This window comes from Lacibacter sp. H407, from assembly GCF_037892605.1.
Classification (GTDB): Bacteria; Bacteroidota; Bacteroidia; order Chitinophagales; family Chitinophagaceae; genus Lacibacter.
The window spans coordinates 102,989-118,404 of record NZ_JBBKTU010000002.1 but is presented as its reverse complement, the minus strand read 5'-3'; the positions used below and the strand labels follow the sequence as shown (position 1 = coordinate 118,404).

The 15,416-nt window shown below is 39.9% G+C and carries 10 protein-coding genes; 5 read left to right on the top strand and 5 right to left on the bottom strand.

The window, feature by feature from the left end; translation table 11 throughout:
• Positions 1-188: 188 nt before the first annotated feature.
• Positions 189-977, top strand: a complete 789-nt coding sequence (locus WG989_RS19850; RefSeq protein ID WP_340431835.1) for a GDSL-type esterase/lipase family protein — start codon at positions 189-191, stop codon at positions 975-977.
• A 768-nt stretch (positions 978-1,745) separates the two neighbouring features.
• Here the strand turns inward: WG989_RS19850 and WG989_RS19845 are convergent.
• Positions 1,746-2,369 carry a response regulator gene (locus WG989_RS19845; RefSeq protein ID WP_340431834.1) on the bottom strand — a complete coding sequence of 208 codons (624 nt, stop codon included), beginning with the start codon at positions 2,367-2,369 and terminating at the stop codon, positions 1,746-1,748.
• A 5-nt stretch (positions 2,370-2,374) separates the two neighbouring features.
• Positions 2,375-4,303, bottom strand: a complete 1,929-nt coding sequence (locus tag WG989_RS19840) for a tetratricopeptide repeat-containing sensor histidine kinase (protein WP_340431833.1) — start codon at positions 4,301-4,303, stop codon at positions 2,375-2,377.
• 160 nt (positions 4,304-4,463) lie between these two features.
• Between WG989_RS19840 and WG989_RS19835 the strand changes: the two genes are divergently transcribed.
• From WG989_RS19835 to WG989_RS19820, 4 genes are all read left to right on the top strand, one after another.
• Positions 4,464-4,979, top strand: coding sequence for a hypothetical protein (locus WG989_RS19835; RefSeq protein ID WP_340431832.1), 516 nt, complete (start codon positions 4,464-4,466; stop codon positions 4,977-4,979).
• A 21-nt stretch (positions 4,980-5,000) separates the two neighbouring features.
• Positions 5,001-7,130, top strand: a complete 2,130-nt coding sequence (locus WG989_RS19830) for a tetratricopeptide repeat protein (protein WP_340431831.1) — start codon at positions 5,001-5,003, stop codon at positions 7,128-7,130.
• Positions 7,131-7,144: 14 nt separating this feature from the next.
• The gene (locus tag WG989_RS19825) at positions 7,145-8,506 is read left to right on the top strand and encodes a hypothetical protein (RefSeq protein WP_340431830.1); all 1,362 of its coding nucleotides are present in this window, start codon (positions 7,145-7,147) and stop codon (positions 8,504-8,506) included.
• Positions 8,507-8,596: 90 nt separating this feature from the next.
• Complete coding sequence (locus tag WG989_RS19820) at positions 8,597-11,320, top strand: hypothetical protein (RefSeq protein ID WP_340431829.1); 2,724 nt, start codon at positions 8,597-8,599, stop codon at positions 11,318-11,320.
• A 508-nt stretch (positions 11,321-11,828) separates the two neighbouring features.
• On the opposite strand, the gene WG989_RS19815 is transcribed toward WG989_RS19820, so the two are convergent.
• The 3 genes from WG989_RS19815 to WG989_RS19805 form a co-directional block, all read right to left on the bottom strand.
• The gene (locus WG989_RS19815; protein WP_340431828.1) at positions 11,829-13,172 is read right to left on the bottom strand and encodes an MFS transporter; all 1,344 of its coding nucleotides are present in this window, start codon (positions 13,170-13,172) and stop codon (positions 11,829-11,831) included.
• A gap of 134 nt (positions 13,173-13,306) precedes the next feature.
• Positions 13,307-14,200, bottom strand: a complete 894-nt coding sequence (locus WG989_RS19810) for a glycerophosphodiester phosphodiesterase family protein (protein WP_340431827.1) — start codon at positions 14,198-14,200, stop codon at positions 13,307-13,309.
• Between the two features lie 26 nt (positions 14,201-14,226).
• Positions 14,227-15,402: a glycerophosphodiester phosphodiesterase family protein gene (locus tag WG989_RS19805; RefSeq protein ID WP_340431826.1), complete on the bottom strand. Its 1,176-nt coding sequence runs from the start codon at positions 15,400-15,402 to the stop codon at positions 14,227-14,229.
• Between the last annotated feature and the right edge of the window lie 14 nt (positions 15,403-15,416).

The following is a 15,416-nucleotide window of genomic DNA, read 5'->3' as shown; positions in this document are numbered from 1 at the left end:
TCAAAAATATATACTGGCTGCTGCAAAGAAAGCGGTCTGAAATTCACGTTTTTACTGTTTCAAGCTACTTCTTTTCTAAAAATGATGAATAAGAACAAAACTATGAATGCAGAGATAAGTGGTTCGAGAGCCGTCGCTTTACATTTAAGCTCACAAACGGTTACTTAACTTATAAAATTTCTTACATCATGTTCAGGCATTTTACATCCGAAGTCGTTTTGCATTTGAAGTATGCACGCAAACAGCTATCATTAAATCATTTCAATTTATGGCTATTGTTGGCCTTCTTAACTTACGGTTGCCAAAAAACCAGCAGCGGACCTACAAGAGAAGGATTGGATACACTATATCCGTCGGCATCTACAGTGATACAGCACCACAATAATGAATGGTCGAGGAATAATTATATTGTCAGAATTAATTCCTTCAGGAATAACCCATTGAAGTTTGGCGAAATAGTGTTTATAGGCAATAGCTTAACTGAGCAAGGCGGAGACTGGAGTGTGAAATTCGGCCTGAACGGTATCCGTAACAGAGGTATCGCCGGCGATGTAACAGATGGCGTATTGATGCGGCTCCAGGAAATTATTTATTACAAACCAAAGGCGGTGTTTCTTCTCATTGGCGTTAATGATATTTATAATTTACAAGGAGGAGGAGGAATAACATCGGCAGACTATATAGCAAATAATATTCTGAAGATTACGAAAAAAATAAAAGCCGGATCACCTTCAACACGAATTTTTGTGCAAACAATTCTACCCGCTACTGCCGAAATACAAATGAATACTCAACTCATCAATACTATGATCAAACGCAATGGAGAAGCTGGCATTTATACTACTATTGATCTTCATGCAGCGTTTACAAACAGCCAGGGGCTTATGCGGCAGGATCTAACAACCGATGGTCTCCATCTCAATGATCGTGGCTACAAAGTGTGGGTAGACGTGCTTGATCCATTTGTGAGGCAGTAAAAAAAGTTACGAGAGTTATTGGAGTGGATCATGTGGGGATACGATCGTTCCCTAAAGAATCGCATAAAGAGCAATACCAGATCATTGAAGCAGACAATGGAAAATAGATCGGGAAAAACACTGGGGTATTTTCCCGATCTGCAAGATCTAGAGTATAACAGGTCATCCCATTTGTGATTTTATCCGCTGTATCCGTTTAAGTAAAGCCGTAGTATTAATTAGACAAGGTATACTATCGCTCACCGAGAGTATGATAAATGCAAGTATCCAAACGCAATGCTGTTTGTCCAAAGTAATTAAAGCAGGAGTTTGGTAGAATACATCTACAGTAGTTAAAAAATTGGAATGGAAAGAAATAAAAAGGGTAACGCATATAATGCGTTACCCTTTTTGTGGAGAAAAGAGAACGAAAATTGAACCGACTAAAGGAAGACCTGGCCTTATTAATCGACTTGAAATCCTGCTTAAACAACCAAGCTTATAAATAAATACAAGTATTTTCGACAAACATTAACTTAATTATTTGCAGTGTCCGCAACAGCTAAACACTATGGGGTACACTGCGTCAGTCTCCCAGCTGACGAATGTAAATCGAGGCTTATCAAGCGGTGTGAAACATAAGAGAGCCACTCTGTTTTGAGTGGCTCTTGTGGAAAAAGAGAAATTAATATGAATCTTTTGTTGGAGGACTTGGTTCTATTAGCCCATCTGGAACCCCGCTTGAACAACGATTCTAATCGGTAAACACGATCTCTAATAATCTAGACCTCAAATCAAATTCAACTTTGCCGCAATCTTTACCATTGCTGCCACATTTTTCGCTTCCAGTTTTAACAGCAAATTCTTTCGATGCGTTTCAACTGTAGCAGCGCTAACGAACAATTTGTCGGCTATTTCCTGTGTGGTTAACCCATCGGCTATTAATTCAAGTACTTCTTTTTCACGACGGGTAAGAACGGGCAAATCATCGCCTTCTTTTTTTTCGGTGAGTATTGCTGCTTCATGACTCAAAAATGTATGGCCACGCACCACTGTTTGAATGGCAAACAAAAGTTCTTCTTTTGTTGCATTTTTCAGCACATACCCCGATGCTCCATTCTCCATCATTCTGGTTATAAAACTGTGCTGATTGAAAGTACTGAGGCCTATGATTGAAATGGCTGGATATGCCTGGTTCACTTCTTTGCAAAGATCAATGCCGCTTTTATCGGGAAGATTAATGTCCATAAAAATCACATCGGGCCGACGGTTGTTCAAAAATGCCAAACAACTTTCAGCATTCATAGCGTGGCCCATCCATTCAATACCTTTCTCATGTTCCAAAAGTGAACGGATGCCTTCGATCACCATGTAATGATCATCTACAATAAAAACTTTTGTAACCAGGCTCATATTTTTTATGCTGTCATTTCGATTATCACAGATGTTCCCTTCCCGGGTTGTGAATCCACATCCCATTTCCCTTTTAAAAACTGAATCCGGTTTTGGATATTACTCCACCCGATTCCTTTCGATTGATTCAGTATCGATGGATCAAATCCTTTTCCATCATCTTCCACAGTGATTGTTAAAACATCATCATTGTAGCTTAACTGCACTACCGCATTTTTCGCCGACGCATGTTTCATTGTATTGTTCAACAACTCCTGTACAATGCGATAAATGGTTACGCTTTTTGTTTGATCAATGTCTGCTTCTTTTAAACCGATCGATTGGTATTGAACCTGCAAAGCTCCGCTTTTATTAATGTCATAACAAAAGTCCTGCATTGCCGTATCAAGTCCAAATTTTACCAGCGCTTCGGGCATCATATTATGAGCCACTCTTCGCATTTCACGAATGCTGCTGTCGAGCATATCAATGCTGCGCCCAAATGCCTGTGCATTTTCAGGTGTCATAATTAAATTGCCTTTCATATTGTTGAGTGTATATTTTATCCCGGACAACATGCCCCCTAACCCATCATGCAGATCTTTTGCCAATCGTGTTCGCTCCTGTTCTTCCCCCTGCAACACAGCTTCGGTAGCTGCCAATTGTTTTTCTGTTTCCAGTTCACTGATGCGCTGCTGCTGCAGCGTTTGTTTGTGCCTGTAATTGCGATACGATAATAATGAAATGATCAGTATTGTTGCGGCGCTGCCAACAAGTAAATAATTGATAAAACTTTTTTGTTTCAACTCAGATTGTTGAAGTTTTATTTGATTGTCCTTTCGTTCAGACTCATATTTTTTTTCAATATCAATGATGTCCTTCTTAATTTGATCATTATTGATGCTGTCCAGAATCATCGCCGCTTGCACGGCATATTGCTGGCCGGTTACAACATCCTGCCGGGCATAATATATGCGGGAGAGCTCTTCGAATATCTTCGCTTTTTCAGGCAGCATTTGTTCTTCATTTACAATAGCAAGTGCTTTCATTGCCATATTTTTGGCCTGTTGAAAATCTCTTTTAAAAAAATAATAAATTGAAATACCACGATAAGAGATCGCCTGTATTTCCTTACTGTTTAATTCCTTTGCTACGGCAAGAACTTGTTCATAGGCAGTTTTCAGCATTTCATAATCTCCTTTTTTATAGCTTAAATCTGCTAGATTCAATAGAGCCGAAGCATGCATATCTAAATTATTTATCCTGCTGCCAATCTCAACAACTTCCTCAAAACTGCTTTCAGCTTTGTCACACTTCAACTGTTTTGAATAACTTAAACCCAGATTATTTAACGAATTCCCCAGCCAGACGGAATCGGTTGTTTTTCGGAAATATTGAACTGCTTTTTCTCCATAAAAGACTGCACGCTCATAATCTTTAAGATCATAATATAAAATCTGTAAAATATCATTAGCTTTTGCTTCCATCGATTCATTCATAATACCGGCAAATATTTTTTTACCCTCCTCATAGTAAACAGCGGCATTTTGATATTGTGATAATATGCGATAAGAGGTACCGGTATTAAACAGAGCCTTACCAATCAATTCCGGGTCAGCTGTTTTTTTGGCTAACGCTACAGACAACAGATTCAGTTGAAGACTCGAGTCAAATTTGCCCTCAACATTCAGTACATAGGTATAATTAAAAATGTAACGGGTTTCGCCTTCGGGGTAGTTGATTTTTTTACTGAGATCTCCGGCTTTTCTGTAATAAAATTTTGCAATCGCAGGTTCATTTGATTCATATTGCTGCCCGAGATTAATATACAGGTCTACCGCCTCTTTATTGTCTTTTACCTGCGGTAATAACTTCAACAGACTGTCTCTATTCATCAATACCTGTGCATGAGCAGTGGTAAACAGAAAGACCGTATAGAAAAGTAGTTTTTTCATTCAAATAAAGTAAACCAAATTTATCTTATTACAAATAAAAAGGACTATTACCAAACTTCTTATCCCAGTTTTCCATGATATACCGTCCTGAAAATCCTGTTTTTCAGGGAAATAGTTGAAACGTTCGGGGTGCTACGTTTACATCGCAAATCATTCCAACATGAAACGATCATTTCAATTTTTACTGCTTGCTGTATTAACAGCTGCTTTTACATCGGCTGATCTACAATTGAAACAGCAAACTTTTTTACAGATGGTTGATGCAAAAGGTCAGCTTATACAAGGCAGCAGTGTGCAACGTGGCTATGAACGACTGATCACTGCCACTTCTTTCTCGGGTGTTACTACCGGCAATGCACAGGTGAAGTATACGATGCCTTCGGGTGGAGCTTCTGCGGTATTAGCAACCATGCAAGGAAGTAAGCAAAAACTTCCATATGCTGTTTTTACAATTACTGAACCCGGAGAAGCACGATTGAATGTGCTCTCCACCATTCGTCTTGAATCTGTCAGCATTATTCGTGTGGAAGATGTAAATGGCAGCACCAACGTAACTCTGCAGGCTGCCCGCATTGGCACTACTTATTTTCAAAATAACCTGAAAACAGGTATACGAACAATTAGCGGTAAAACGGGATTTGATTACACAACAGGACAAACCTGGAATTCATTCTGATCCAACCTGAACATATTAATCATGAAAATACTTTTGTTATTACTACTGCTGCTTAGTCTGCAAACATCAGCACAAAAAAAACCGGTTAAAAAAGATCCGCCTCCTTCTCAAAAAGAAATGAATGAAATGATGAAGGAAATGGAGGATGCGTTTAACAACATGAGCCCTGAGGAAAAAAGGTTTATGGATAGCATGGGCATTAAAATGCCGAATGCAAAACAGATGAAAAAAACGGCTGATTTTGCAATGGCAAACTCCAGTGTACAACCAGATGTGCTTGTACCAAAACGGGATGCAATAAGAATTGCTGCTATTTCAAAAATGCCATTAACAAAAGCAGCGTTACCTGTGTACCTCCAATCGGTTTATCAAAATCTGATCAGCAAGTTTCCATCATCTGTAATTTCAAAAACAGATGAACTGTATAAGGCTGTAAAGTCGAAATACGGTTCATCAACGGCCGTTGCTAACGCTGCCGTGGGTTGCTGGGCCTTTGGCAAAGCAGCTCCGGCATTACTTTTATTGGGTCGTGCCTGTTCTGAAGATCCAACAAACAGTAACCACCTGAATAATTTTGCTGCCATGTTGAACATGTGTGGTGGTGAACAATTATCGCTTCCGCTTCTCAATTACCTCAATAAACAACATCCGCAAAACAGTACCATTCTAAACAACATAGCGCATGCATGGTTTGGATTGGGCGATGTAACAACTGCATCAAAATATATTGACAGTACCATTCGCTTATGTGCATGGCATCCGCAAGCCAACCAGATCAAAGCGGCTATTGCAGAAAGTAAAGGCAATAAAACCGAAGCTATAAAAGCATTGAAGCAATCGATCAGCCGGATGCACACACCAGACAAAGAACGGGCGCTTAATAATCTGGGATATGAATTGAAAAGCGACGACATCGTATGGGGTCCACGTAATGCACCCGACCAATTAGGTCTTTCGAAGTTTGCATGGCCATCGTTTCCAAAATCTGTTACTGAAAGTGAAGATGCAGAGATTTATTGGAAGGCAATCCGCAGTGAGTTTGATGCCAGGATGGCTGCATTGAAAGTTGAACACGAGATACTCCTCAATAATTACAACCAAGCATTCCAGGCCCGGATGAAGCATGATATGAATGCACCACAAACAGGCGCCACTACTTCAGCAATGTTTGGCAATGTTGTTCCCAAAGCAGTGATCAAACTCAGGCCTTACGTTGATATGTTACTCGAACAGGAAGCAAAAGATCCTTTGGGTTTAGCAGTGGTGACGTTGAGAGATACGCTGAGAATTTACGAAGAAAATTATGAGAAAAGATTGAAAGAAATCAATGAAAATATATCTCCCGGTGCAGAAGGAAGCGGCATCAACAAAGCTTATTGCGATGCGATGGATGCCGCTGCAACAGAATTTCTGAAAAGTGCGAATACAGTGATAGAAGCATTCTGCATCAGGCATCGGGACAGGGCAAAAAAGCGTATCACTGAATTGGTAAATCTTAAACTGTATAGCGAGTTCCCTGAAAAATTTGCGCTTACTGTTAATGAAGCGAAAATGGAGTGGCTCTCGTTAATGATGATGCCCAAAGACCTCATCTACTTTAAAGATCCCAACAGGATGTGCACCCAAAAACAGGAAAACACAAGGGGTAGGTTTGCGTTGGCTGATTATGATGATGTGAACTGTCTTTACCGCAGCAAGTCCGACTTTGTTTTCGGATCTATTGAAACCATTTGCGGACGCATCGTTGCTGAAATAGAAATTGATTTTGTAAAAATCGGATTGGAAACCAAATCAGCTGATCTTGAAGCGAACCGGAATTTCATGGACGAATTTCAACGATGCACAATTGAAGTTACAGCAGGCGTAGACAGATCGATTGGCGAAGGCCCATTGCAATTACAAGCATCAGTTGGAGCAACAGGGTTTTTAGAATTCGATCGTTCAGGATTAAAAGATGCAGGTGTAAAGATCGATGCAAATGTGAGTGTAGGAAGCAATGTGCTGGATACAAAAGTCGACACTGATATTGGCGAAGTGAATGTTGGACCAAATGAACCTTCGTTATCACTTGGCGGCGTAAATGCAACCATCTCCATCAATAGTGGCTTTACAGCAACAGGCAGCGGCATCTTAAAAGGAGTTAAACTGTAATTAAACTAAACATCATGAAACAAACTTTCATTTTCATTTTTCTATTGCTTCAGCAAATTGCAAATGCACAGCAACAGACGTTCGACATATTTACGTTTACCCCACCAAAAAAATGGACCAGAGCGGCAAAAGAAAATAGTCTCATCTTTTCAACAACAGATAATAGTAAACGTACATGGGCACAAATTGATTTTGTAAAAAGTACTGCCAGCAAAGGAACCATTGATGCCGACTTTGAAAATGAATGGAAAGAACTTGTAATGAACCGTTATGGTGTGCAAGGAGAGCCGTTGGCAACAGACACACAAACCTTCAATGGATGGAAACTTTACACAGGGCTTGGAAAGTTTCTATTTAATAATGACACCTCAACTGTATTGTTAAATACGTTCAGTGATGGCCTCAATTGTGCAAGTTTTCTTTTGTTGAGTAATACAACATCGTATGGACAAGTATTGGATGAGTTTATTGCATCATTAAATGTTTCGTTACCCAACACAAATAAGCCGCAGGATAATCCGGTTCAAGAAATTAAAACGACTCCAACGAACGATGGCTTTACGTTCAACACCACCAATTTTGATGATGGCTGGACAAGCGTGGTGAAAGAAGATTGGGTAGAAGCTACAAAAGGCAACATCAAAGTATTACTGCATTATCCACGTGCAGAAGACAGCAAATATTATACACAGCACGATGAGCGGATGAATACATTTTGGAATCTGCTGGTTGCGCCACGTTATTCAAATCTGCGTAACTACGAAGCTCCTGGAAGCAATCTTCCTGAATCGGCCTACTTTGCTTGTGGCATGTTGCAAGACAATACAACGGGTAAAGATGTTTGGGTAACATTGTTCAATAAAGGAAAGAGTGGTTGGATCGAGATCATCACACCCGATAAAAATACATTTGTGCAAGCCTTTGGTATCAACAATCCGCACATGTATTATACTGAATGGAATTCATTATTAAATCTTGCGGGCATGAATCGTTTTGCCGTGGGCGAAAAAGATCTTCCCGGTAAATGGTCGAATGAATTTCAGGGTTCAACTGCGTACTATAATATGTACACCGGTATATACGCTGGTTCTACAACACATGCATCAAGACAAAATTTCATTTTCCGTAATAACAAAACATACAATTGGGATTTGGTAGTGGGAAGCAGCGCTTATGGTTCTACCATGAAAGTTGACCAGGCAAAAGCAAGTGGCAATTGGAAATTTTTAAATAACTGGCAGATCTGGTTTTCTGATATTGAACGCAGTGCTAAAACATACAACGCCTATTTCTCTTGTTTTAAAGGTGGCCGCATTTTGTGGTTGCAGGATACAAGTTACGGCAGCTATACTGCTTATGGAAAAATAAATCAATAAACACAAAAGCGTATCATGTTACAAAGAATATTCGCATGTATATTATTAGTTACCTCGGCACAAACTCATGCACAAGACAATGATGCATGTATGAATCGCATTATGGCAAAATCGGGTGTTTGGAAAAAACTACCTGAAGCCGTGAAGAGTAGCACGGCCGATCAGGCAATTCAAAGGCGTTTTTATAACGCAGTGCATACTCCCTTGCAAGCCGCATACCAGCCGAAAGGTTTAGATGCCGCTTATTCAGGATCGTTTCAACCCGTTCAATACAGCCAGAAACTTTCGTACTGCTGGTACACATTATTTGGAGAACGTTACTTCTGTGAAGGTGATGGGCTAACCTTAAACAAGTTCGATATCAATTCCACGTTAAAAGTTCTTTTCAACTATGCTCCGTTTGTAGAAATTTATGATACAACTGTTTCTGATAATCCTCTTGGGTATCATGTGCTGCGTGAAGGTTTTCCGGTTGAAATTCGTCCAGGCATCTGGCAGTTTAATGAAGTAGTCTTTAAAAAAAGCAGTACAGAAGTCTATCACACGAAAATGTGGTTAATCACTTACGATGCACAACTGCCCTGGAGCTACGTTACCCGTCGTGAATTTTTACTGAAGCGAAAGGTTTTTCTGCAAAAGCAAATGGCGGCAGTAGCTCCACGTTTAAAAGAACAACTGCTTAGATGGGAGCAAATGAAAAAAGCGAAAGAGCAGGAATGGAAATCCGAACCTGCAAAGCTCGCCAACTATATGTCAGGCACACATAACCCGGCTATTGAACGTGAACAGTCGAATTTTAAAAAAGAAATGCAGGGGTACGAAAGAGCCTTGGCAAGAATTGACGAGCAACTCTCGGCACCTGCTGATGAATTGGGTAAATGGGCGATCGTGATCAAAAGCACACAAAACAATTTCGATTACAGTTTTACCGATAAAATAGAACCGTTTGCAGAATTGCTGATTAAACCTAACCCGGCTTATTTCAAAAAAATGAGTTCGCCTGCTGTGCCGCAAATGATCAATGTAATCCTTAACTCTGAACCGAAAGATCCAAGATCAGCAACCTTTGCTACAGAAATAGAAAAGCTGTTAAATTTCGATTATTACAAATCTTTCATCGGTAAAACAGCACCACCTTCATCTACGGTATCATCGTCTTCACAAAATCAAGTTGGTAGTACAACCAATAAAGTGAGTGCACCTGCATCTTCTGGTCAAAGTACATCTTCATCAAAAACCAATAAGGAAACAACATCGAAACCATTAACTCCGCAAGGTCCTTTAGCAAGTAATGGAATGTTTCTTACAGGCACATTAAGTGCACCGGCAGAAGTACCTGTTACTCTTGCTTACAATAATGGTAACGATCTCACCATCACACCGGCAAAAGCCAACGGAAATTTGTATTCTACATCGCCCATACGTTTTTCAAAATCTTTGAAAGAAGAGGAAGCGTATAATGTGACGCTGAAAAAAATTGCTTCCAACATGAAAGGCGTAGTGTATTATGGAAAAGGGAAAGCGCCTAATGATGTAAATCAAATAAAAGTGGGTGTTGATTTCACCTATGAATTGCTCACACGCAGTTCAGAAGACAAAGTGATGAGTAGCTTTTATGAATCGTTTGCACCGGCTGTTGGTGGATTTCAAGGAGAAGAAGGCAGGTATGTTGTATTTGTATCAGCAACAAAAGATTTTGCAGGATCAAACGGCAAGTTCCGGCAGGTGTTTTGGCGTGACAGGAATACAGGGGTTACAAAAATGATTTCGGTTAGTGCAAGCGGTGAGCAAGGCAATGCTGATTGTGCCGAGCCATCGATTTCTGCAGATGGACAAACCGTTGTGTTTGAATCAAAGGCTACGAATCTTGTATCGGGCGATAATAATAATGCAAAAGATATTTTCCTTTGGAGAAAGAGTACTAACAACATTGAGCTGATCAGCAAAGCAACAAACGGTGCTGCTGCAGATGCAGAAAGTTTTGATGCATCCATATCGGGCAATGGTAATTTTGTTGTGTTTACTTCACCCGCTACCAACCTCGCTACAATGCCTAAAGGAAGATCGCTTGCTAACATTTTCTTACGTGATATTCAAAATGGAAAAACAGAAATGATCAGCGTTGATCCTGTTGTGAAAACAGGGGGCAATGGTTATAAAGGAAGTATTTCATTCGATGGGAGTCGCATTAGTTTTTGTTCTCCCTCCGGTACTTTAGTGGCGAATGACAAAAATAATTTGTGGGATATTTTCTTGTGGCAACGTGGACAACCAGGTTTGAAACGAATCAGTATGACACACGACGGCAAAGAAAAAAATGGCGGCACTGAATCAGCTTCACGCCAGGTAGCGTCTTCCATCTCCGGCAACGGACGCTATGTAGCATTTGCCACCACCGCCAGCAATATGGTGCCCAACGACAATAATACATTTCAGGATGTATTTGTGGTTGATGTAGAAACAGGGAAAGTAAATGTTGCCAGCTTTACCGATGATGGACAACCTTCCAACAACGACAGTCCTATAGAACAGGGTGAACGTGTAGCAATCAGTTACGATGGTACGTGGGTCGCCTTTCCAACAAAAGCAACCAATCTTGGTGCTGCAGCTTCCAACATTATTTTACACAATACGATCAGTGGGAAAAAAACAGCAGTGAGTAATGTAAGCGGCAGTTATGGCGGCAGGCCGGCCATTTCATACAGCGGCAGCTATGTGTTGTTTGGCAAATCCGTTAACCTTGACAATCGATTTTCAGATTCAGGCATTTTCGCACACTTTACCGGTAACGGACCTTGCAGGGATTGTAAATAAACAACATTCATCAATAAAAAATTGACCGACTGTATGTCGGACAGCGGAACGAAATAAACAAACGTCGATAATTTTGATGATAGTATGTTTATATCACGTTTTCATAGTTAAGTCAAAACAAACCAGTGATTGAAAATTTTCCGAAATAATCCGGATTATATTACAATAGAATCGAACTATTAATACAGCGCCGTTACATTCATAGAATTCATTTAGTAATTTTCCAGAATATTCCGAAATATTGTTTACAGTTTCAGAATATTCCGGAAGAGGAATTTATAAAGCCACAATAAAATGAACATTTAACTTAACCTTTGAGCATCTTTTGAGCATCGTAATTGAAAACAAAAATCAAATTGTAGAAGGTTCGACATGACACAAAAAACTTAGCGTTTATTCCAGAAAAAACTCACTTCTTCTTCAAGCCCGCTTTAATCGCTTGAAAACTTTCCAACGCTACTGCTGAATTTTCAACGACCTTTTTTTCAATATCAATTTTTCTTATCCTCTAATCTTTCGCCTTGGCATTCCACACCAACAACGCAAGTAAAAAAGAGATAACAGACGAACCAATCCATAGATAGCTTATAGAAGTAAAGTCATAATTGGCAACTCCGTTCACGACTGTTTTATTTGTTTGAATAAAAGATCCACTTACAATATCCTGAATAGCCGCTCCGATATAGCTGGCAATACCTACAATACCCACTGCTGTACCCGCTGCTTTTTTTGACGCAATATCTACCGCCATCAATCCACCTAAAAAACAAATCAGCACACCCGTAGCCATTCCGAAAATAACCATGCTTACCATGTCGATCCATAAATTACCAGCAGGATTAAATAAAAAAAGTGTTAGTGAAAAAGCATTCAGTATTCCAAATAATAAAGCCGGCACATTTCTTTTCCCTTTAAAAAACTTATCGGAGATCAGTCCTGAAATAATATTGCCCACAATACCACTTATAGAACTGATAGAAATAATGAAACTGGCATTGATCGTTGTGTACCCTTTGTGCGTTTCGAGAAATAACATTCCCCAACTGTTCACTGCATACCGGCTCACATACATAAATGCACTCGACAAAGCGAGTATCCAGATAAATGGATTTTTTAAGACTTCTAACTGAACCGAGCCAACTGATTTGTCTTTGGTAATTACAGGTACTTCATCTTTCTTGTACGCTGCAGCCGATGGCAGCCCCTTGCTTTGCGGACTATCATGCAGAAAAAACGAAATGAGTACTACGCCTGATAAACCAATAATGCCCGCTCCCCAAAAACCCCATCTCCATCCCAACACAGTTACTAAAAACGCTGTTGCAATAAACGTGATTGCTTCGCCAATGTTATGGCTTGCACTGAACAATCCGTAGTAAGTACCCCGCTCACGGTTACTAAAGAAACGTGTAATTGAAATAATAGCCGGCGTTGCGCCCATCGATTGAAACCATCCGTTGATACCCCATAGGATGGCGAAGAGAAGAAAAGAGGAAGTGAACCCTAACGCTAAATTGATCAGAGCAGAAACGAGCAAACCGGTTGCCATAAACCGCTTGATATTGCTGCGGTCGGCTAAAAAACCGTTCACTAGTTTTCCAACTGCATAAGAAAAAAATAAAGTAGAACCGATAATACCTAATTGCGATTCTGTCAGGTAGCCACCATTGATCAGTGGCTTTTTAATAACGTTGAGGCTAAGCCTGCAAACATAATACAAGCCATAACCAAACGTCGCTGATAAAAAAACAGACCACCGTAACCGGTTGAATGTTTTCTTTACTTCATCTTCTGTCCTTTCAATGCTGATAGCACCGGCAGGTTTAAAAAAAATCCTAAGCCAATTAATCATTGGATATTATTTAGTCGATAGTAAATGTTGTGAGTGAAAAAAAGAGATAAAATAAACCGGTACTATAGAAATAATACCGGTACTTGATTATGAACCGTCAAACTGCTTGCTGTAACCAGGTGATCAGGTAAACATCAAAGATGAAAACCAATTCGTTTTAAATAGTTGAGCAGATCTTCGGGCCTGTCCGATTGAATAAAGTTGGGTCGATGTTTTACAAGCCATCCCCAGCTTTGATCAGGCTTGTTCTCCTCTACTGCTTTATCATCATCATGTCCACCGTTTTGTTCGGGCCAAATGCTGTTAAACCAGATCGCATATCGTTTTTTAAATTCCGGAATACGCTGAAGTATGGCCGCATTATCATTTTCAAATATGATTTGAATGATGGTGCGACTATGACTCTGGTATGTTTCAATAATTTTTTCGATAGCAGGATTCTTTGGATTAATGATCAACTGCAAGGTGAGTTCCTTTGGTATGTTTCCATGCTTTGCTACCAGGCTGTCATAAGGCAATCCATAAATATTCAAGATCGTTTGTTCGAGCATGTTGTGTTTCTTCAACTCAACAAGCACCTCACTATAATATTCGTATCCCTTATCAATATCAATAATAATTTTGTCCTTTGCAGCCACCAGCATTTCTTCAAAAGTTGGAATAACATGTTTTGTGGGGTGACCGGTGCCGCTTAGCAACCTGAATTTTCTGATTTCCTCCAACGTGTAATCCTCTGGCTTCCCCTTTCCCGTAGTTGTCCGGTCAATTGTCTTATCATGCATAACAATTAACTGCCCATCTTTTGTGCGCTTGAGATCAAACTCACACACATCAATCCCTTTTTCAATACAATTGGTTAAACTCTGGATAGAGTTCTCCGGTGTATTACGCCAATCGCCCCGATGAGCAGTAACCAGAATGTTCTTAGATGCTGGATAAAAAACGCTGTTCAGTTTTTGCTGGGGCTGTTGCTGCGCAGCTGCTAAAAAGGACAGCAATAAAAAAGAAGCAAAAAGTATTCGTCTCATAAAAATGTTGATAGTTTAAACTTCTGCTATTGCAACCATAAATTTCGAGCCTGCAAATAGGAAATAATTTCCATTGGAAAATCCGTTTGAATAAGAGAGATCTGATTAGTAAGTAAGTTCGATACAACCGCATCATTACCTGTAGCAGGTGGAGAAGTGGAAGTATTAACATAGGCATTCGCCCAGAGTTTAATCCCGTTGTTCACAGGCCAATTGGTATAATTGGATGCTAATGTAGCAGACGACATATGCCAAACAGATGCTTTCGGATTCATAGTGGAAGCATTGTTATAATCGGAGGCATTCCCTGCACCTAACAAAACAATTACATCTGGATCCATTGCAAGTAACCCTTTCGCTACTTCGGCCGACTCAGTATAGATCATCACCATGTTCACCATATTTAAAGCAGCCACGGTGTTATAGATCTTATTGTAATAAAAAACAGAATTATCCCACGACGCATCAATATCTACATATACTTTTCCTTTGGCTTTTTCCAGTGTCTCTTTCAGCGTAGGAATTGTATACGCTGTAGGCGTGCCTTGAAACAATAATTTCAATTGTTTTAAATCCGACAATGTTGTCTGCGCAACAGTAAAGCTTCCATTAGTTGTTCTGGTTGTTGTTGCATCATGCATTAATACCAGTTCTTTATCAAGTGTCAGGCGTGTATCTATTTCTATCATGTTAATTTGGTTCAAAACTGCATCCTCAACTGCTTCCAATGAATTCTCAGGAAAGTTTTTATGATAGGCCCTATGTGCTGCCACCATTACTTTCGGATATAACAAAGCCAATTTTTCTTTTAGCCCGATGAGATTACCATAGTCTGGAGCAATTGCATTTTTTACCAACACCCGTTTTGAAAAACCGGCGCTTTGCCCTCTCTTATTCTTTACAGTAAGTGTTATAAGGTAGCTGCCCGCCAATGCAAACTGATGCGTTACATTTTTAGTAGTAGCAAGAGGCGAGCCATCTGCAAAATCCCACACCCATGAAACAATATTGTTATCATCATCAGTTGCAATGCCGCTAAACTGCAGCTCGTTGTTCACGGTAGTCTGGCTCACACTGCCTGTAAAAGAAACCTTTAGTTCTTCGATTGGAGGAACTTCATTTTCCGGGTTCGGCTTTGAGCATTGTATAACTACAATGCTCAAAAACAGGAACCAGGTTTTCTTTAGGAGAAATGTTTTCATTTCATGTAATTAAT